The sequence below is a fragment of the Bradyrhizobium sp. NBAIM03 genome (assembly GCF_020194055.1).
Taxonomy (GTDB): domain Bacteria; phylum Pseudomonadota; class Alphaproteobacteria; order Rhizobiales; family Xanthobacteraceae; genus Bradyrhizobium; species Bradyrhizobium yuanmingense.
Genome location: NZ_JADYVS010000034.1, coordinates 31,532 through 49,897 on the forward strand (window position 1 = coordinate 31,532; position 18,366 = coordinate 49,897).

The 18,366-nt window shown below is 66.0% G+C and carries 15 protein-coding genes; 7 read left to right on the top strand and 8 right to left on the bottom strand.

Going from position 1 to position 18,366, the window contains the following annotated elements; translation table 11 throughout:
- The first annotated feature begins 2 nt into the window (after positions 1 to 2).
- Both I6F21_RS33315 and I6F21_RS33320 read left to right on the top strand, forming a co-directional pair.
- Positions 3 to 635, top strand: coding sequence for a LysE family translocator (locus I6F21_RS33315; RefSeq protein WP_057026303.1), 633 nt, complete (start codon positions 3 to 5; stop codon positions 633 to 635).
- A complete protein-coding gene (locus I6F21_RS33320; protein WP_225141530.1) occupies positions 628 to 1,503 on the top strand; it encodes an alpha/beta hydrolase in 876 nt (291 codons plus the stop codon). Before I6F21_RS33315 ends, I6F21_RS33320 begins: the two co-directional genes overlap by 8 nt.
- Here I6F21_RS33320 and I6F21_RS33325 read toward each other — a convergent pair.
- The 3 genes from I6F21_RS33325 to I6F21_RS33335 all read right to left on the bottom strand — a co-directional run bounded on the left by I6F21_RS33325 (position 1,500) and on the right by I6F21_RS33335 (position 6,214).
- On the bottom strand, positions 1,500 to 2,384 hold the full coding sequence (locus I6F21_RS33325) for a 4-(cytidine 5'-diphospho)-2-C-methyl-D-erythritol kinase (protein WP_225141529.1): 885 nt from the start codon (positions 2,382 to 2,384) through the stop codon (positions 1,500 to 1,502). The genes I6F21_RS33320 and I6F21_RS33325 overlap by 4 nt on opposite strands.
- An 84-nt stretch (positions 2,385 to 2,468) precedes the next feature.
- Entirely contained in the window at positions 2,469 to 4,265 is a 1,797-nt protein-coding gene (locus I6F21_RS33330) for a tetratricopeptide repeat protein (protein ID WP_036006357.1), read from the bottom strand.
- 287 nt (positions 4,266 to 4,552) lie between these two features.
- Positions 4,553 to 6,214 carry an electron transfer flavoprotein-ubiquinone oxidoreductase gene (locus I6F21_RS33335; RefSeq protein ID WP_109144973.1) on the bottom strand — a complete coding sequence of 554 codons (1,662 nt, stop codon included), beginning with the start codon at positions 6,212 to 6,214 and terminating at the stop codon, positions 4,553 to 4,555.
- A 238-nt stretch (positions 6,215 to 6,452) separates the two neighbouring features.
- Between I6F21_RS33335 and I6F21_RS33340 the strand changes: the two genes are divergently transcribed.
- Complete coding sequence (locus I6F21_RS33340; RefSeq protein WP_225141528.1) at positions 6,453 to 7,268, top strand: uracil-DNA glycosylase; 816 nt, start codon at positions 6,453 to 6,455, stop codon at positions 7,266 to 7,268.
- Between the two features lie 122 nt (positions 7,269 to 7,390).
- On the opposite strand, the gene I6F21_RS33345 is transcribed toward I6F21_RS33340, so the two are convergent.
- The 4 genes from I6F21_RS33345 to I6F21_RS33360 form a co-directional block, all read right to left on the bottom strand.
- On the bottom strand, positions 7,391 to 8,899 hold the full coding sequence (locus tag I6F21_RS33345; RefSeq protein ID WP_225141527.1) for a glycosyltransferase family 39 protein: 1,509 nt from the start codon (positions 8,897 to 8,899) through the stop codon (positions 7,391 to 7,393).
- A gap of 245 nt (positions 8,900 to 9,144) precedes the next feature.
- Positions 9,145 to 10,002, bottom strand: coding sequence for a ribonuclease HII (locus I6F21_RS33350; protein ID WP_109144975.1), 858 nt, complete (start codon positions 10,000 to 10,002; stop codon positions 9,145 to 9,147).
- 77 nt (positions 10,003 to 10,079) lie between these two features.
- On the bottom strand, positions 10,080 to 10,535 hold the full coding sequence (locus tag I6F21_RS33355) for a VOC family protein (protein WP_225141526.1): 456 nt from the start codon (positions 10,533 to 10,535) through the stop codon (positions 10,080 to 10,082).
- A 24-nt stretch (positions 10,536 to 10,559) separates the two neighbouring features.
- A complete protein-coding gene (locus tag I6F21_RS33360; RefSeq protein ID WP_109144977.1) occupies positions 10,560 to 11,723 on the bottom strand; it encodes a PA0069 family radical SAM protein in 1,164 nt (387 codons plus the stop codon).
- A gap of 210 nt (positions 11,724 to 11,933) precedes the next feature.
- On the opposite strand from I6F21_RS33360, the gene I6F21_RS33365 reads away from it, so the two are divergent.
- Both I6F21_RS33365 and I6F21_RS33370 read left to right on the top strand, forming a co-directional pair.
- Positions 11,934 to 14,348, top strand: a complete 2,415-nt coding sequence (locus I6F21_RS33365; RefSeq protein ID WP_225141524.1) for a phosphoketolase family protein — start codon at positions 11,934 to 11,936, stop codon at positions 14,346 to 14,348.
- Between the two features lie 2 nt (positions 14,349 to 14,350).
- Positions 14,351 to 15,523, top strand: coding sequence for an acetate/propionate family kinase (locus I6F21_RS33370; protein WP_225141522.1), 1,173 nt, complete (start codon positions 14,351 to 14,353; stop codon positions 15,521 to 15,523).
- 88 nt (positions 15,524 to 15,611) lie between these two features.
- Here the strand turns inward: I6F21_RS33370 and I6F21_RS33375 are convergent, their stop codons facing one another.
- Complete coding sequence (locus tag I6F21_RS33375) at positions 15,612 to 16,454, bottom strand: RMD1 family protein (protein ID WP_036024879.1); 843 nt, start codon at positions 16,452 to 16,454, stop codon at positions 15,612 to 15,614.
- A gap of 252 nt (positions 16,455 to 16,706) precedes the next feature.
- Between I6F21_RS33375 and I6F21_RS33380 the strand changes: the two genes are divergently transcribed.
- Together I6F21_RS33380 and I6F21_RS33385 are read left to right on the top strand one after the other, a co-directional pair.
- Positions 16,707 to 17,282 carry a glycosyl transferase gene (locus tag I6F21_RS33380; RefSeq protein ID WP_128263049.1) on the top strand — a complete coding sequence of 192 codons (576 nt, stop codon included), beginning with the start codon at positions 16,707 to 16,709 and terminating at the stop codon, positions 17,280 to 17,282.
- Between the two features lie 63 nt (positions 17,283 to 17,345).
- Positions 17,346 to 18,305: a helix-turn-helix domain-containing GNAT family N-acetyltransferase gene (locus I6F21_RS33385; protein WP_225141520.1), complete on the top strand. Its 960-nt coding sequence runs from the start codon at positions 17,346 to 17,348 to the stop codon at positions 18,303 to 18,305.
- The last annotated feature ends 61 nt before the right edge of the window (positions 18,306 to 18,366 follow it).

Here is an 18,366-nt window from a genome sequence, read left to right on the forward strand (position 1 = left end):
GCATGATCGAAACGAATTTCTGGCTGTTCCTGGCCGCAGCTCTCCTCATTGCCGCCGTTCCCGGCCCTGGCATTTTTTACGTCGCGGCGCGAACCTTGTCGGAGGGGCGTGGCAGCGGCTTCGCCTCGACCGCGGGCACGGCGCTGGGCGGACTGGTTCATGTGGTCGCGGGCAGCCTCGGCATCTCCGCCATCATCCTGGCCAGCGCGGAGCTGTTTGCCGCCGTGAAATTCGTCGGCGCGCTCTATCTGGTCTGGCTCGGCATCAAGACGTTTCGCAGCGCCGGCAACAACCTGTCGCTCGGGAGCGAGCCGATCGGCGACAAGCGCGCATTTCGCGACGGCGTGCTGGTCGAAGCGCTCAATCCGAAGACCGCGGCATTCTTCCTCGCCTTCATTCCACAGTTTCTCGATCCGTCGGACTCGAACCCAACGCTGCAATTCATCCTGCTCGGTGCGATCTCCGTGGCCCTGAACACGCTCGCCGATGTCGTGGTGGTGCTGATGGCCTCCGCGACGCGCGCGCAGCTGACCGGACGGCCGCTTCTGATGCGTCGCCTCACGCAGGGCTCCGGCGTCTTCATCGCGGGCCTCGGCCTCTCGCTCGCCCTGGCGCGGCGGCCGGCCAATGGCTAGCGCCCCGCAAAGCCGCTTCTATGAATCGCACGGCCTGCGGCTGCACTACGCCGACTGGGGCAACGAGGGTGCACCGGTCGCCATCCTGGTGCACGGCGGCCGCGATCATTGCCGCAGCTGGGATCACATCGCGCGCTCGCTGCAACCGCATTTTCGCGTCGTCGCGCCCGACCTCCGTGGTCACGGCGATTCCGACTGGACGAAAGGCGGCAGCTACGCACTCACCGAATATGTCTACGATGTCGCGCAGCTGGTTCGCACCTTAGCCACGCCTCAGGTCACTCTCATCGGCCATTCGATGGGGGGCATGGTGAGCCTGATCTTTTCGGGCGCATTCCCCGAACAGGTCACGAGGCTCGTCGTCCTCGACGGCGTGACCATGTTGCCGGACACACCGAAGCCGCCGGCGCATGAGCGCATCGGCAGATGGGTTAGCCAGCTCGACAAGCTCCACGACCGCACCCCGCGCCGCTATCCGAGCCTCGAGGACGCGGCCGCGCAGATGGTGCTTCACAACAAGCGCCTGTCACGGGACCTCGCGCTGCATCTCGCCAGGCATGGCGCGCGGCAGAACGAGGACGGCAGCTACAGCTGGAAATTCGATCCCTATCAGCGCGCCTCCGCGCCACATCGGCTCTGGCCCGACGATCACATCGAGCTGTGGTCGCGGATCACGTGCCCGACGCTGCTGCTCAATGCCGGCGAAAGCTTTCTAGCGGGCGCTCGCTCCGCCGGCCTGGAGCGATACTTCCAGAACGCGAGCGTTAAGACTATTGCCGGGGCGGGACACTGGCTGCAGCACGACAAGCCGCAGGAGGTGTTGGGTGAGATCCGGCGGTTTCTCGAGCTCAATGAGGACGAAGGCTAGCTCAACGTGCCCGCATGCACCCACCAGGCCGGGTGATCGCGCCGGATCGTTTCGGCCGCGGCATGTGCCTCCTCAGATGCGCCGTAGATCGCAAAGCACGTCGCGCCCGAGCCGGACATGCGGGCGAGCTTGACGCCGGCGGAATCGCGCAAGGCGTCCAGCACCTCGCCGATCACAGGCTCGATCCGCAGCGCGGGCGCTTCGAGATCGTTGGCGACGGTCTCGAGAACCTCGACCCAATCGGAAATCGAGGCACCCTCCTCCGGCCAGGCCGGAGCGCGGATGACGTCGGTGACGCCGACCAGGAGCTCGCCGTTGCGCAGGCCCAGCGCCTGGAACACGTCCTTGGTGGCGACAGGCACACGCGGATTGACCATGACGCAAGGCATGCTCGGCAGCGCGAGCGGCAGCAGCTGCTCGCCGACGCCGGTCATGTCGCAGGCGCGCGAGAGGAGGCACACCGGCACGTCGGCGCCGGTTGCGAGCGCGACCTTCTGAATGCGGGGATCATCGAGCGACAGATCGTTGAGACGCGCCAGGAGCCGCAGCGCGGCCGCGGCATCCGCCGAGCCGCCGCCGATGCCGGCTGCAACAGGGAGCACCTTGTCGAGCGCGAAGGCGCCCAGCTGCAGGCCAGGGATCGCCTCGGCAAGGAGCTTGGCGGCCTTGAGCACGAGATTGTCGGCTGTGTGGCCGCAGGCGGCAGCCAGCGGCCCAGTCGTGGTGAGCTTCAGCTCCCCGCCCGGCTCCAAGGTGAGCCGGTCGGCGCAGTCGGCAAACGCGACCACGCTTTCGAGATCATGATAACCATCGGCACGACGGCCGACGACGCGAAGGCTCAAATTGACCTTCGCCCGTCCCTCTTCAATCAACGCCGACATTGGCGATCAGCCCCCAAGACTCACTTGTTTGCGCATGATCTGATCGGAAAACCGCTCCACACTTTTCCGGATCATGCGCCTAGCTTAGCCGCCCCTGCCGTCGTCCTTCTTCTTTTCGGCCTGCGCCGCAGAAGAGTTCGAATTGTCGTCGGGAAGGCCGTTGGCGATCTTGGCCTCGATCTTCGGCAGCTCTTCCGGCTCGGGCTTGAGATCGCGCGCATGCGACCACTGGAATTTTGCCTCCAGCGTGCGGCCGACGCGCCAATAGGCGTCGCCGAGGTGGTCGTTGATGGTCGGATCCTCGGGCTTGAGATCGATCGCGCGTTCGAGGTTCTTCACTGCCTCCTCGAAATTGCCGATGCGGTAATAGGCCCAGCCGAGGGAATCGACGATGTAGCCGTCGTCGGGACGCTGCTCGACGGCCCGCTTGATCATCTTCATGCCTTCGTCGAGATTCACGCCCTGGTCGATCCAGGAATAGCCGAGATAGTTGAGGACGTGCGGCTGATCGGGCTGCAGCTCCAGCGCCTTCTTCATGTCGGCCTCGGCCTTGGCCCATTGCTTGGAGCGCTCCTGGCAGATGCCGCGATAATAGTACCAGACGCTGTTGGCCTTGTCGTTGCCGGGCGGCAGCACCTCGATGCCTCGTGAATAGGTCGCGCCGCAATCGCCGAACCGCTTGCGGCCGCGCTCGATGTTGCCGAGCGCCATGATGGCTTCGAGGTCCTTGGGATCCTCCGAGGTGACGCCCTTGAGGATCTTGATCGCCTCGTCGGTGCGGTCGGCGGAATCGAGATCGATGGCGAGCTGAATCTGCGCGTTGCGCTTGAGCGGCGAGTTGGCGGGCACGCGCTCGTAGACCTTGATCGCCATCTTCGGCCGCTTGACCGATTCGTAGAGATCGGCGAGCGACAGCAGTGCCAGCGGATGCGTCGGCTGCAGGTAGAGCGAGAGCTGGAGATAGACCAGCGCCAGATCCTCGCCACCGCGGCGGGTCAGCGTCGCGCCGATGCCGTAGAGCGCTTCGGCGGCGCCGGCCTGCGCGGAATCGACCAGCGGCGGCATCTTCTTGCCGGCCTTGGTTTCGCGCAGGCCTTCCTGGATCAGCGGATGGCGTGCCAGCTTCTTGTCAAAGGCCTGGTAGATATTGGTCGCCGCGGCGGAATCCTTGTTGCGCGACAGCCAGCGCGCATAGGCCTCGGTCACGCGCAGCATGGAATCGTCGAGCTTGTAGGCGCGCTCGAAGCGCGTGCCGGCGTCCTTCTCCTTGCCGGAGAGCTCCAGGATCATGCCGGTGTGGAGATCCTTGAACAGTGGATACCATTCCGGACCTGTCAGCTTGTCGATGGTGGCGACACCACCCTTGGCATCGCCCGCACCATAGGCGGCCCAGCCCGACAGCAGCGTGGCGACGAGATCGGTGATCGGACCACGGATCGACTGGTTGATGTTGGTCTGCGCCGCGACGTACTTCTTCAGCTTGAGATCGTGCACGCCGACGACGAGACGGGCGACGCGGTTGGTCTTGTCGATGGTGAGGATGCGCTCGGCGAGCTTGACCGCCTCCTCGATGTCGCCGTCGGCGACCGACGAGATGAAGGCACGGTCGAGCAGCTCGTTGTTCTTGGGATCGGTGCGGAGCGCCGAACGGTAGAATGCGGCGGCCGAGGTCGCGTCGCGCTCAACGCTAGCATGGCGGGCGGCGAGATAGCTGCCGGCGCCGGTGAGCGACTTCAGATCGTTTCGCGTCGGAAATTGCGCCGCCGTGTTTTCCGGATGATCCGGCGTCTGCGCCAGGACCGCGCCGGGGACCGTCGCGATCGCGGTGCCCATGAGGGCGATGGCGGCAGCAGTCCAGCGGTTGAAACGATTTGAAAACATCAGGGCTCGCCTTGAGTTGGGTGGTGCCTGGGTTTGCAGCAGAAGACCGTATCGCAAGCGAACGCGGCCGGTGACATCCGGGCCCGGAACCGTCAGGCCGACAATGCCGCTTTTGGCGCTTCGCCGCAAGGATTCGGACCCGGGAAGATCCCCTCCGCACGCCCAAACCGGCCCATTGAAACCGCGCCAGCGCCCCAAGACGCCGCCACTATGGCCTTATCGTGGCCGCGGCGGGTCGCCGCAGCCTCGTCCTCACGGGAACGTGCGCCTGGTCACCTGCGATGTCCTCACATCGCCTCGTAGTTCGGGCCGCCGCCGCCCTCCGGGGGAACCCAGGTGATGTTGCCGTTGGGATCCTTCACGTCGCAGGTCTTGCAGTGGACGCAGTTCTGGGCGTTGATCTGGAAGCGCGGGCCGGAGCCCTCCTCGATCCATTCATAGACGCCAGCCGGGCAATAGCGGTTCGAGGGGCCGGCATAGACGTCGTGCTCGGACGTCTTCTGGAGGTTCATGTCCGTGACCTTCAGATGGATCGGCTGGTCCTCCTCGTGATTGGTGTTGGACAAAAACACCGAGGACAGCTTGTCGAACGTGATCTTGCCGTCGGGCTTCGGGTAGTTCCTGGGCGCGTGGCTCTTGGCCGAATCGAGCGTGGCGCGGTCGGGCTTGACGTGCGACTGCGTGCCAAACAGTGAGGCGCCGAACAGCGTATTGCACCACATGTCGAAGCCGCCCAGCGCGACGCCGAGCACGGTGCCGAACTTCGACCACAATGGCTTGACGTTGCGGACCAGGAACAGGTCCTTGCCGACCGATGAGGAACGCCAGGCGTTCTCGTATTCGACGAGCTCGTCATTGGCGCGGTCGGCGGCGAGCGCGGCCGCAACATGTTCGGCAGCCAGCATGCCAGTGCCCATCGCATTGTGCACGCCCTTGATGCGCGGCACGTTGACGAAGCCGGCCGCGCAGCCGATCAGCGCGCCGCCGGGGAAGCTCAGCTTCGGCACCGACTGATAGCCACCCTCGGTGATCGCGCGCGCGCCGTAGGCGAGCCGCTTGGCGCCTTCGAAGGTGCCGCGGATCGAGGGATGGGTCTTGAAGCGCTGGAATTCGTCGAATGGGGACAGATAGGGATCGTCGTAGTTCAGATGCACGACGAAGCCGACGGCGACGAGATTGTCGTCGTAGTGATAAAGGAACGAGCCGCCACCGGTCTTGAGGTCAAGCGGCCAGCCGAATGAATGCTGGATCAAGCCCTTCTGGTGCTTGGCGGGATCGATCTGCCAGACCTCCTTGAGGCCGATGCCGAACTTCGGCGGCTCGCTCTTGGCGTCGAGCGCGAACTTGTTGATGAGCTGCTTGGTCAGGCTGCCGCGGGCGCCTTCGGCGAACAGCGTGTACTTGCCGAGCAATTCCATGCCGCGGGTGAAGGAATCCTTCGGCTTGCCGTCGCGGCCGATGCCCATGTCGCCGGTGGCGATGCCCTTGACCTTGCCCTCCTCGTCATAGAGCACCTCGGCCGCCGCAAAGCCCGGATAGATCTCGACGCCAAGCGCCTCGGCCTTGCGCGCCAGCCAGCGGCAGACATTGCCGAGCGAGCCGATGTAGCAGTGATGATTGTTCATCAGCGGCGGCATCATGAAATTCGGCAGCTTGATCGCGCCGCCGCCGGTCATCCAGTAGAAGCGGTCGTCCTTGACCTGCGTCTTCAGCGGGCAGTCGGCATCCTCGCGCCAGTCCGGGATCAGCTTGTCGAGGCCCGCGGGATCGATCACGGCGCCCGAGAGGATGTGCGCACCAACCTCGGAGCCCTTCTCCACCACGACGACGTTGAGCTCGGCGTTGAGCTGCTTGAGCCGGATCGCGGCCGACAGACCCGACGGGCCGGCGCCGACGATGACGACGTCGAATTCCATGGATTCGCGCGGGGGAAGTTCTTCGGTGCTCATCTGATCTCAGCCCTTGAGACGGTCCTTGGTCGTTTGCGCCCTCTTGTTTCCGATTTTTCCGGGTAGGACAACCTCGGAATCGCGTTCCGCCGGGATGCAAGGCCGCCCAAACGGGACCACCCCCGGTTCTGGTACGCCAGAACCGGGGAGGTCCCGATCATTTCTTAACGCGTTTTCTTCACGCGAACCGGTGTCCACCTCGCTTGAAAACGCTATGCTATAAAAGTCAGACTTTCCCATGATCCCCGAACCCGCACCCACCGTCCGAGAGCTGCTCGCCTTCTATCTGGAGGCCGGTGTCGACTGCGCGCTCGCGGAGGAACCGATAGACCGCCTGGCGGAAATCGATGCGCCGCCACCCAGCCCGCGCGCGGCCCCGCCAGCCGAAGCGCCGCGGCCGGTCGCCGCGCCCGCGGTCATGCGCGGCGAAGCCGCGCCTGCACCGGACGTCGCCATCGCCTCGGCACGCGAGGCTGCACGCACCGCGCCGACCCTGGAGGCGCTGCGCGAGCTGATGCAGAATTTCGAGGGCTGCGCGTTGAAGCACACCGCGACGCGGCTGGTGTTTGCCGATGGCAACCCGCAGGCGCGCATCATGTTCGTCGGCGAGGCGCCGGGCCGCGACGAGGACATCGAGGGACTGCCTTTCGTCGGGCGCAGCGGCAAGCTGCTCGATCTGATGATCGGAGCCATCGGCCTCAACCGCACCACCGCCTACATCGCCAACGTCATTCCCTGGCGGCCGCCCGGCAACCGCACGCCGACGCCGCAGGAGACGCAAATCTGCCTGCCCTTCATCCAGCGCCAGATCGAGCTGGTGAACCCCGACGTGCTGGTGACGCTCGGCAACCCTTCGACGCAGACGCTGCTGTCGACGCGCGAAGGCATCATGCGCACGCGCGGGCGCTGGTTCGACTACGACACCGGCCAGCGCGTGATCCGCGCGCTGCCGACGTTTCACCCGGCCTATCTCTTGCGCTCGCCGGCCTACAAGCGGCTGGCCTGGCAGGATCTGCGGGCGATTGCGAAGGCGCTGGCGCAGGGCGCCGTGTAACGACGCCCACGCCGTCATTCCGGGGCTCGCGAAGCGAGAGCCCGGAATCCATCGAGCGGCAGAGTTGGTGGATGAATGGATTCCGGGCTCGCGGCTTCGCCGCGCCCCGGAATGACACCGACCTACGTCCCCTTCGGCCGCACGATGGCCCAGCCGATGCGCAACAGCTGCTGGCGGCCGGTCACCAGCCATTCGAAGGCGCGCGGGACTTCCGGCACGATGCCGGGAAAGCGCTTGAGGATCTCCGGCGGCGGCGTGCCCGCGGTATCGGAGGCGCGCCAGACCACGACGCCGCCGGTCTCGCTGAACTTGGTCTGGCTCATCCACGGCGTCCGCGCGGGGGCGGCGTCGATGAACAAATGCGGCCGGCCGGAATGCAGCGCGATCAGGCTAGCGAGCTGGGTCTCGCCGGCGACGGCGCGCAGGCGATGGTTGGTGCGGCGGGCGAAGCTCTCGTCGAAGAAGTCCGAGATCGCGCGCGCCGGCATCGAGGTCGCAATTTCGCTAGTGCCCGTCCAGGGCAGGAACAAGACGCCGAGCACCACGCCGGCGGCGGGCGCGGCAACGGCGGCGGCCCAGACCATGCGCAGCATGCGCGCGCGGCGCATCGCGATGAGATCGCCGGCCGCGACGACCACGGCGAGCCCCGTCATGATCAGCACGACGCCGGGGCCGCCGACGACGGAATCGAGCCCCAGCAGGCCGGAGATCAGCACTGCGCCGAGCGGCAGAGCGAACGCGAAGAAATAGACGAAGTTGCGCGCGAGCGGCTCGACCGGCGGGCGGTAGATGATCGGCGGCTCCTCGCCCTTGCCGGCGAACATTCCGGTGTTGAGAAAGGTCAGCGCCGGGATCGCCGCCGCCCCGAGCACGAGGCCGCCGAGCAGCCAGACCGCATGCAGCGCGCGGTCGTTGAGCTCGGCGACTGGCGGCAAGGCCGGCAGCGTCGGCGTCTCGGCCCGCATCAGAAAGACCGCATAGGGCAGCGCCAGCACGGCGACGACGATTAGCGCGAACAGCGGATCGAGTCCGCGCAGCGTCCGGCGGCCGCCGGCGGTCGAGACCGCGAAGACGACGATCAGCAGCAGCAGGAAGATCGCGGCGGGCGTCGTCAGCAGCAGGAGGCCGGCTTCGATCGACCAGGCGAACCAGGCATTGCCTCGGCGCTGGCCGATGATCTGCCAGGAGTGCAGCAGCAAGAGCGCCCAGAGCGGCCGCGCCAGGATCAGCGGACCGAAGTCCAGCGCGGACGAGGAGAAGGCCAGCACCGTCATGGTCAGGAGCACGGCGAGCACCGCCTGCTGCGAGCCGACCACGGCACGGGAGAGATGATAGAGCGCGATGAAGGTCGCGATCTCGCAGAGCTGGGCGAGCACATAGACGCCGAGCATGTGGCCGCCGGCGGCGCGATAGGCGATGTCGGCGAGCCAGATGGCAAGCGGCGGGCCGAGATCGGTGCCGACCTGGTATTCCCTGCCGAAGGCCAGAAGGGTCGCGAGAGTGCCGGGCGGGCTGCGGTAGAACACCAGCGCCACGAACAGCCACATCGCAGCCTGCAGCAGCACCGCAATCCAAACGATCAGCCGCGGCCGGGCGCGAATGAGCTCGATGACCAGGGAGGTAAACCGCATGCAACGTCCGAAGGTGCAGCCAACCCGTCCAGCCGGCCCTATTCGCTCACGTCTGTTTTGATAAAGGGCGTCACGGGTTGTGGCAACCGCCGCAGTTCGTCATGCCCGGGCTTGTCCCGCCTGCGCGGCCGAAGCCGCTTCGGCGCGGCGAAGGCGCGGGCATCCACGTTCTTCGTGCCGCTGGTAAGACGTGGGTGGCCGGGTCAAGCCCGGCCATGACGGATGGGAAAGCTGTAGGAGGATCGCTAGAGATTTACGGAAGCGTCGATCTCGACGCTCGCCTCCACCTGCACCTCGACCTCGGTGACCGAGAACAGATCCTGCACCGGCTCGACGGTCCAGGGCATGTGCTTGGCGCGGGCGGCGGCGACGGGAGCGAAGAAGCTGCGGTGGTGGATGGAAGGGCCGAGGCGATCAAGCGCGTCGAGATGCTCGGGGACGGCGTAGCCCTTGTGCTGCTCGAAGCCGTAGCCCGGGCAGTCCTGCGCCAGTGCGCACATCAGCCGGTCCCGGGTGACCTTGGCGACGATGGAGGCCGCCGCGATCGAGAGCACGATACCGTCGCCGCCGATCACGGCCTCGCAGTCGCATGCGGTGTCGAGCCGGTCGCGGCCGTCGACGAAGACGTGCCTGGGCGCCTCGGGCAGGGCCACCACGGCGCGCTTCAGCGCCCACAGCGAGGCGCGCAGGATGTTGTCGCGGTCGATTCGCGCCGGCGAGGCGACGGCGACCGAGACCTGCGCGGTGGCGCAGATCTTGTCGAACAGCTTTTCGCGCTCCTCGGCGGTCAGGCGCTTGGAATCGTCGATGCCGCGGGGAATCCGGTCGGGATCGAGAATCACCGCGGCGGCCACCACGGGGCCTGCGAGCGGGCCGCGGCCAGCCTCGTCGCAGCCCGCGACCGGCCAGACGCCGCGCTTGATCAGCACGCGCTCGCGGCGGAAGCTGGGGGCAGCAACGGCAATGATGCCTTTCCTACCGGCAGGGACCTTCGCAGCATCGGCCGCAGATATCTTTGCCGCCTTGGCGGGCACAGCCTTCGGCGCGGCCTTTTTCTTCGGCGCGGCTTTGGCTGGGGTCTTGGCGGAGGGGTCCCGAATCATGGCCGGGATCGTGCGCCAGGGGGCTTCGCCAGCGCAACCGGGAACCCACGATATTCCCGTTATTCAGGCCGCCCGCCCTACTCCGCCAGATGCACCCGCCGGTCCTCGCCCACCTCGATGCCGGGTGCGACCACGACTTCCCAGACATGTGCATCGGGATCGGCAAAATAGCCGCAATAGCCGCCGTAATCGGTCGCGTGCGCCGCCTTCAGCAAGGTGGCCCCCTTCTCGACGGCGAATGCCAGCACCTCGTCGACCTCCTCGCGGGTCACGCAATTCCAGGCAAGCGTCATGCCGCGAAAGGTCGTGGGCCTCGGCTGGTCCTCCAAGGACGCGTCTGCGGCGAGCCGATCCCAGTGATAAAGCGCTAGCACCGGACCGCCGGTGTCGTAGAACGCAACCGCCTCGCCGGTCTCCTTCAGCCGGCGCGAGAAACCGAGCGCGTCGTAGAAGGCGATGCTGGCGCGGATGTCGTTCACACCGAGCGTGATGACGGTCAGCCGCGGCACCGGCACCGCGAGTTCCTTGAGCATGCGACACCTCTTGCACGTGTCCGCTCAAAACAGGCTGAGCTGATCACCGTTCCGCTTCGGCCGCGCAAAGTGATCAATGGTCAGCTTGGAGCGCCGCTTGTTGAGGCCGAGCCTCTCGCAGGCGATCTCGAAGCGGCGGCCGATGGTCCAAGCCATCGGTCCGGTGCCCTTCATCCGCTCGCCCCATTTGGCGTCGTAGTCGCGCCCGCCGCGCATGTCTCGGATCAGGGTGAAGACGTGGCGATAGCGGTCCGGATAGTTCGCCATCAGCCATTCGCGGAAGAGATCGCGCACCTCCAGTGGCAGCCGCAGCAGCACATAGGCGGCTTCCTTGACCCCGGCATGGGCGGCGGCGTCGAGGATGCGCTCGATCTCGGAATCGTTCAGTGCCGGGATCACGGGCGCGACCATCACCGTGGTGGGAATGCCGGCGTCCGAGAGCTGCTTGAGCGCCTCCAGCCGTTTCGGCGGCGTCGAGGCCCGCGGCTCCATGGTGCGCGCCAGCTTCGGATCGAGCGAGGTGACCGAGATCGCGACCTTGGCGAGGTTGCGCTTGGCCATCCGCTGGAGAATGTCGATGTCGCGCAGCACCAGCGCCGACTTGGTGACGATGCCGACGGGATGCCCTGCGCGCTCCAGCACTTCCAGAATGCCGCGCATGATTTTGCGCTCGCGCTCGATCGGCTGGTAGGGATCGGTGTTGGTGCCGATCGCGATCATCCGCGGCTCGTAGCCGGGAGCCGCAAGCTCCTTCTCGAGCAGCGAAGGCGCCTCGGGCTTCACGAACAGTTTCGACTCGAAGTCGAGCCCCGGCGACAGACCGAGATAGGCGTGGGTCGGCCGCGCGAAGCAATAGACGCAGCCGTGCTCGCAGCCGCGATAGGGATTGATCGAGCGGTCGAAACCGATGTCGGGGGAATCGTTGCGGGTGATCACCTTGCGCGAGGTGTCGATGGCGACACTCGTCTTGAACGGCGGCAGCTCGTCGAGGCTCTGCCAGCCGTCGTCGAAAGCGACGCGCGCCTCGGCCTCGTAACGGCCGCTGGCGTTGGACTGCGCGCCCCGCCCTCGCCGTCGGGCGCGGTCGATGGCGACGCCAAGCTCGGGGAAATCTGAAGGCGCACCCGCCGGCTCGGAGGGCGCCGTGACCGGCGGGTGCTTGAGAGCATGAGAGGATGCTGGACTCATGCAGCCAAGATAGCACGACATAGGAACAAATCAAGAACACAAACCAAAAACGTGAAAACAACCCCATGCACAGTAGAGCTGCCCAAACTTCGCGCGCCTGCCTTTGACCTCACGCAACACGGCCGTCACGACCATCCCGTTTCATGCCCGACGGATCGATCGCCCCGGAACCGGGTTGGTGACGATCGCGAAGTGAAGGTCGGCAGGAACATGACAATCCAACAAAAAACGGCCGAAGCGAGCAGCGACCTCGATCTGCTCGATCGCTATTGGCGCGCCGCCAACTACCTCTCGGTCGGGCAAATCTACCTGCTCGACAATCCGCTGCTGCGCGAGCCGCTGCGGCCCGAGCACATCAAGCCGCGTCTGCTCGGACATTGGGGCACGACGCCGGGGCTGAACTTCATCTATGCCCATCTCAACCGCGTCATCCGCGCGCTCGATGTCAGCGTGATCTATGTCTGCGGTCCCGGCCATGGCGGTCCGGGCATGGTCGCCAACACTTATCTCGAAGGCAGCTACAGCGAGATCTATCCCGATATTGCGCGCGACGCGGACGGATTGCGCAAGCTGTTTCGGCAGTTCTCCTTCCCCGGCGGCATCCCGAGCCACGCGGCGCCGGAAACGCCGGGCTCGATCCACGAGGGCGGCGAGCTCGGCTATGCGCTGGTGCACGCCTATGGCGCCGCATTCGACAACCCGGATTTGATTGTCGCCTGCGTGGTCGGCGACGGCGAGGCCGAGACCGGCCCGCTCGCTGCGTCCTGGCACTCCAACAAGTTCCTGAACCCTGCCCATGACGGGGCGGTGCTGCCGATCCTGCATCTCAACGGCTACAAGATCGCGGGCCCCACCGTGCTTGGGCGGATGCAGGACGCGGAGATCCGCGACCTCTTGCGCGGGTTCGGCCACGAGCCGCTGTTCGTCAGCGGCGACGATCCCAAATTGATGCACCAGGCCATGGCCGATGCGCTCGACGTTGCATTCGCCAGCATCCGCTCGATCCAGCAACATGCCCGCGACGGCCGCACAACCGTCGAGCGGCCGCGCTGGCCGATGATCGTGCTGCGCAGCCCCAAGGGCTGGACCGGCCCGAAGGAGGTCGACGGCAAGAAGGTGGAGGGCTTCTGGCGCGCGCATCAGGTGCCAGTCGCAGGCTGCCGCGAGAACCCGGAGCATCTCAAGGTGCTCGAAGACTGGATGCGCAGTTACGAGCCGGAAAAGCTGTTCGATGGCAACGGCGCGCTCGTTGCCGAGCTTCAGGCGCTTGCGCCCGAAGGCGTCAGGCGCATGGGCGCCAATCCGCATGCCAATGGCGGCGTGCTGAAGAAGGAGCTGAAGCTGCCCGACTTCCGCAGCTTCGCGATCGAGGTGACGCAGCCCGGCGAAGTCGTTGCGGAAGCGACGCGCGAGCTCGGCAAATTCCTGCGCGATGTCATCCGCCTCAACGCGAAGGAGCGCAACTTCCGCATCATGGGCCCGGACGAGACGGCATCGAACCGGCTCGACGCAGTGTTCGAAGCCACCGAACGCGTCTGGATGGAGCCCACCGAGCCTTACGACGTGCACCTCGCCCAGGACGGCCGCGTCATGGAGGTGCTGAGCGAGCATCTCTGCCAGGGCTGGCTGGAGGGCTATCTGCTCACCGGACGGCACGGCTTCTTCTCCTGCTACGAGGCCTTCATCCACATCGTGGATTCCATGTTCAACCAGCACGCCAAATGGCTGAAGGTGACGCGGGAGCTGCCGTGGCGGCGTCCGATCGCCTCGCTCAATTATCTGCTGACCTCGCATGTCTGGCGCCAGGACCATAACGGCTTCAGCCATCAGGACCCCGGTTTCGTCGATCTCGTCGCCAACAAGAAGGCCGACATCGTCCGCATCTACTTCCCGCCGGATGCCAACACGCTGCTCTGGATCGCCGACCACTGCCTGCGCACCTATAACCGCATCAACGTAATCGTCGCCGGCAAGCAGCCGGCGCCGCAATGGCTGTCGATGCAGGACGCGGCGACGCATTGCGATGCCGGCATCGGCATCTGGACCTGGGCGGGCACGGAGGACGGAAAGGGCGAGCCCGACGTCGTCATGGCCTGCGCCGGCGACGTGCCGACGCTGGAGACGCTCGCTGCCGTCGACCTCCTACGCAAGGCGCTGCCGGACTTGAAGATCCGCGTCGTCAACGTCGTCGACCTCATGACGCTGCAGCCGAGGGAGCAGCATCCGCACGGCCTGTCCGACCGCGACTTCGACAGCCTGTTCACGCGCGACAAGCCTGTGATCTTTGCCTATCACGGCTATCCCTATCTCATTCACCGGCTGACCTATAATCGCACCAACCATGCCGGCATGCATGTGCGCGGCTTTGCCGAGGAGGGCACCACGACGACGCCCTTCGACATGGTCGTGCTCAACGAACTCGACCGCTACCACCTCGCGATCGAGGCGATCGAACGCGTGCCGGGACTGGCGACCAAGGCCGCTCAGGTGAAGCAGCAATTCCGCGACAGACTGATCGAACACTCCCGTTATGTCCGCGAGCACGGTGAAGACATGCCTGAGATTCGTGACTGGGTCTGGCAAAACAGCGCCGGCGGCAACACGCCGGCCGAGGCCGGCGATTAGCGATGTCGGACACGGTCCTCGTCCTCAACTCGGGATCGTCGAGCATCAAGTTCGGCCTGTTCGATGTCGCGGCGGCCGAGCCCGCCCTGCTCTGCAAGGGCCTGCTGGACGAGCACGAGGCCAAACCCCGGCTGGTGGTGAAGGGCCCCAGGGGCGAAGACCTGTTCGAGACAAGCAAGCAGGCGCCGGCGGCAGCCGGCGGCCATCTGTTCGCGGACGTACTCACCTTCATCGAGGACCGGTTCGGTGGACGCAGCCTGCGGGCCATCGGCCATCGCATCGTCCACGGCGGGCCGGATTATTCAGGCCCGGAGGTCCTGACAGACGACATCATTGCGAAACTGGAGGCCTTGACGCCGCTGGCGCCGCTGCACCAGCCGCGCTGCCTCGCGCCGGCGCGAACGCTCGCGGCGATCCGGCCCGAGCTGACGCAGATCGCGTGCTTCGACACCGCCTTCCACCACGGCCTCGCGCCGCCGGCGAGCCGCTTCGCCATTCCCCGGCGATTCGAGGCGCGTGGCGTCAGGCGGTACGGCTTTCACGGCCTCTCGTTCGAATATGTCGCGGGACGCCTGGCCGAGATCGCGCCGGAGCTCGTGGCCAAGCGCACTGTCATCGCGCATCTCGGCAATGGCGCCAGCCTCTGCGCCCTGCGCGATGGCCACAGCATCGACACCACGATGGGGCTGACGCCGCTCGACGGCCTCGTGATGGGCACGCGTTGCGGTACGATCGATCCGGGCGTGCTGCTCTATCTGCAACAGCACGAGAACATGTCGGTCGAGGATGTCCAGCACCTGCTCTATCACGAGTCAGGCCTGTTCGGCGTCTCAGGGATATCCGCCGACATGCGCACGCTGCTGGCGAGCCGCGAGGCTGCGGCGCGTGAAGCCGTGGATCTCTTCACCTTCCGTGCGGCGCAGCAGGTCGCGATGATGGCGGCCACGCTCGGCGGCCTGGACTGCCTGATCTTCACCGGCGGCATCGGCGAACATGCCAAGGAGATCCGCGGCGCGATCGGCGAGCGTCTCGCCTGGATGGGCGTGCGCATCGACGCCGCAAGCAACGATGCCGCGCGCGAGCGCATCAACGGCAGCGGCAGCATGGTCGAGGTCTTCGTCATTCCCACCAACGAAGAGATGATGATCGCGCGCCATTGCGCGGCTCTGATCTAGGGCGTTATCCCGTTGCGAAAACACCCTCTCCGCAAGCGGGAGAGGGAGTGCACTTACGTTATAGCAATCAAACCTGATCTCATCATGCTTAGTGACCGCGGCCGGTCAGGAGCTGAAAAGTCCCCATCGCGACCTCGATCAGGATCAGCACCACGACGGCGATCTCCAGGCGGAGCGAGCGCTGGGTATCGATGATATCGGTCAGCGCGTTGGCGGTCTCCGACACCGCGGCAAGCTTGCGCTCGAGCGTGTCGAGGCGCTCCTTCAGTTCGTATTCGTCCTCCAGGCGCGAATAGAGCCGGTCGAGCTCGGGCTTCTCCCAGAGCACGTCGGGCTTCTCGGCGACGGCGACGCGGCCGGCGACCCGCTGCTGCACCAGCAGCGCGTTGCCGATCAATTGCAGGATACCCTTGCGCCGTTGCGGCGTGCGACCGCGCTCGGCGAGCTCCCGTGCAAACGGCTCGATGACGTCGAAGACCGCGGCGACGCGCCGCTCGTCGCGCGCCAGCGACGTGCTCTTGGCGAGTGCGTCCGCAACCAGCAGCAGCCGGTCGTCGGAGAACTTGGCGAGGCAGATCGGCCCGCCCGGCTGGATCGTCTCGCCGGCTTCCTCGTTGCAGAGCTGCGCCTGCGCGATCTCCTCCTCGTAGGGGCTGAACTCTCCGGTCACGCGCGATCTCAGGTTGTCGACGAGGACCTTCTCCTCCGACGGCAACAGCCCGATCAGCACGACGACGCCGTAGCGAAAGATCACGGCAAGGCCGGCATGAACGCGGAAGGCGGCCGGCGTCGAGGACACCAGCGTGCCGATCTCGAGGCCAGACGCGTTGATGCGGTCGCCCAGCATCAGCGCCCGGATCCGCAAGGTCGGCGCGGCCTCCTGCTTCGGCGATGTTGGCGCGGTGCCAACGGCGAGGTGATCGGCGTTCATGCAAAGTCTCTCCCGGGCAGCGAAACGTCGCCACGAAGCATTCGGGGTTAATACCGTCAGGATCGGCTTGTGCCGAAACATTCGGCAATATTACCAGCCGCGCCTGGCACATCTGGCCGCGATGAACTCGCGGCAGTTTACCATCGCACGCCGAAGCCCCTTCCGAAAGTTGCACTCGGCAGCGCGACGGGTTTATGACAACATCATGCAACGCTACGCTTCTCCCGAAGTGCGGAAACTGAAGCCTCAATCATGCTGAGCGTCATCATTCCGACCGAAGGTGTCGAGCAGACGGCGGTCGCAACCCTGGCCGCGCTGGTGCCCGGCGCCACAGCCGGCGTAATCCGGGAAGTGCTTCTGGTCGACGGCACGCGCAACGGCGTTATCGAGCGCGTTGCCGACGTCGCGGGCTGCCGTTTCATCGGCTTCGAAGGGCATTCGCAAGGCGCTGCGCTCGCCGCCGGCGCGCTCCAGGCCCGATCGCCCTGGCTGATGTTCCTGCCTGCCGGCGCTGTGCTGGAAACCGGCTGGATCGAGGAAACCACCCAGTTCATCCAGGCCGTCGCCACCAGCGGCCGGGATCGTGCCGCGGTGTTCCGCTATGCCCGCTCGCCTTACGCAAATACCGCAGTGCGCGACGTCCTCTGGGCGGTGGCGCGCAGGCTCGTCGGCCCGCTCGGCGATCAAGGGCTGCTGATCGCGCGCGATCATTACGACCGGATCGGCGGATACCCGCCCCACGCCCGGCATTCCGAGGCGCGGCTGCTCCGGCGGCTCGGCCGGTCGTCCCGGACCATGCTGCGCAGCCGGATTGTCATGGTCGGCTGAAGCGCCGAGATACTTGCCAACGTCAATCAATTAATTGACAATGGCAAATATCGAGGTGATCCCATGCTATCGAAAGCTTTGCCGTCAAGCGCCGTGGCCGAACAGGCTGCCGGCGACCCCGTCGCGGCGGTTCGCGCCTTCAACCGCTTTTACACCCGCAAGCTCGGTGTGCTCGACCAGCACCTCGGCAAGAGTCCGTTCTCGCTCAGCGAGGCGCGGGTGCTCTACGAGCTCGCCCATCGCGACGACCTTGCCGCAAAAGAGATCGGACACGAGCTCGGTCTCGATCCCGGCTATCTCAGCCGCATCGTCCAGAGCTTCGACGAGAAGGGGCTGATCACGCGAAAGCCGCTGCCCGCGGACCGCAGGCAGTACCAGCTCAGCCTGACCGCCAAAGGCCGGCAGGCTTTCGCCAAGCTGAACCTGAACTCGCAAAACGAGGTCGCCGCGATGCTGGCTCAGCTTTCGCCTGGCGATGCGACCCGGCTCACGCAGGCGATGGCCACGATCGAGGCCGTGCTGGAGCAACGCCGAAGCCCGCCCGCTTCTTTCATGCTGCGCAGCCATCGCGTCGGCGACATGGGCTGGGTGATCTCCCGCCAGGGCGCCGCCTATGCTGCGGACTACAATTGGGACATCAGTTACGAGGCGCTGGTCGCCGAGATCTGCGCACAGTTCATCAGGAATTACGACGCCGCGCGCGAGCACTGCTGGATCGCGGAGGTCGGTGGCGAGCCGGTCGGCTCGGTGTTCCTGGTCAAGGCCACGGACGAGATCGCCAAACTCCGCCTGTTGCAGGTTGAGAAGAAAGCACGGGGCCTCGGCGTCGGCCGCGCCCTCGTCGAGCAATGCATCCAGGGCGCCCGCGAGCGCGGCTACAGCAAGATGACGCTGTGGACGCAGAGCATTTTGGTGGCTGCGCGCGGGATTTATCAAAGCGCGGGATTCAAGCTGGTCGCGACGGAGCCGCATCACAGCTTCGGTGCCGACCTGGTCGGCGAGACGTGGGAGCTGGATCTCTGATCTCGCAGCGAGCGAGATGCGCGTGGCTGCGCCCTCTCCCCTTGCGGGAGAGGGCATGTCA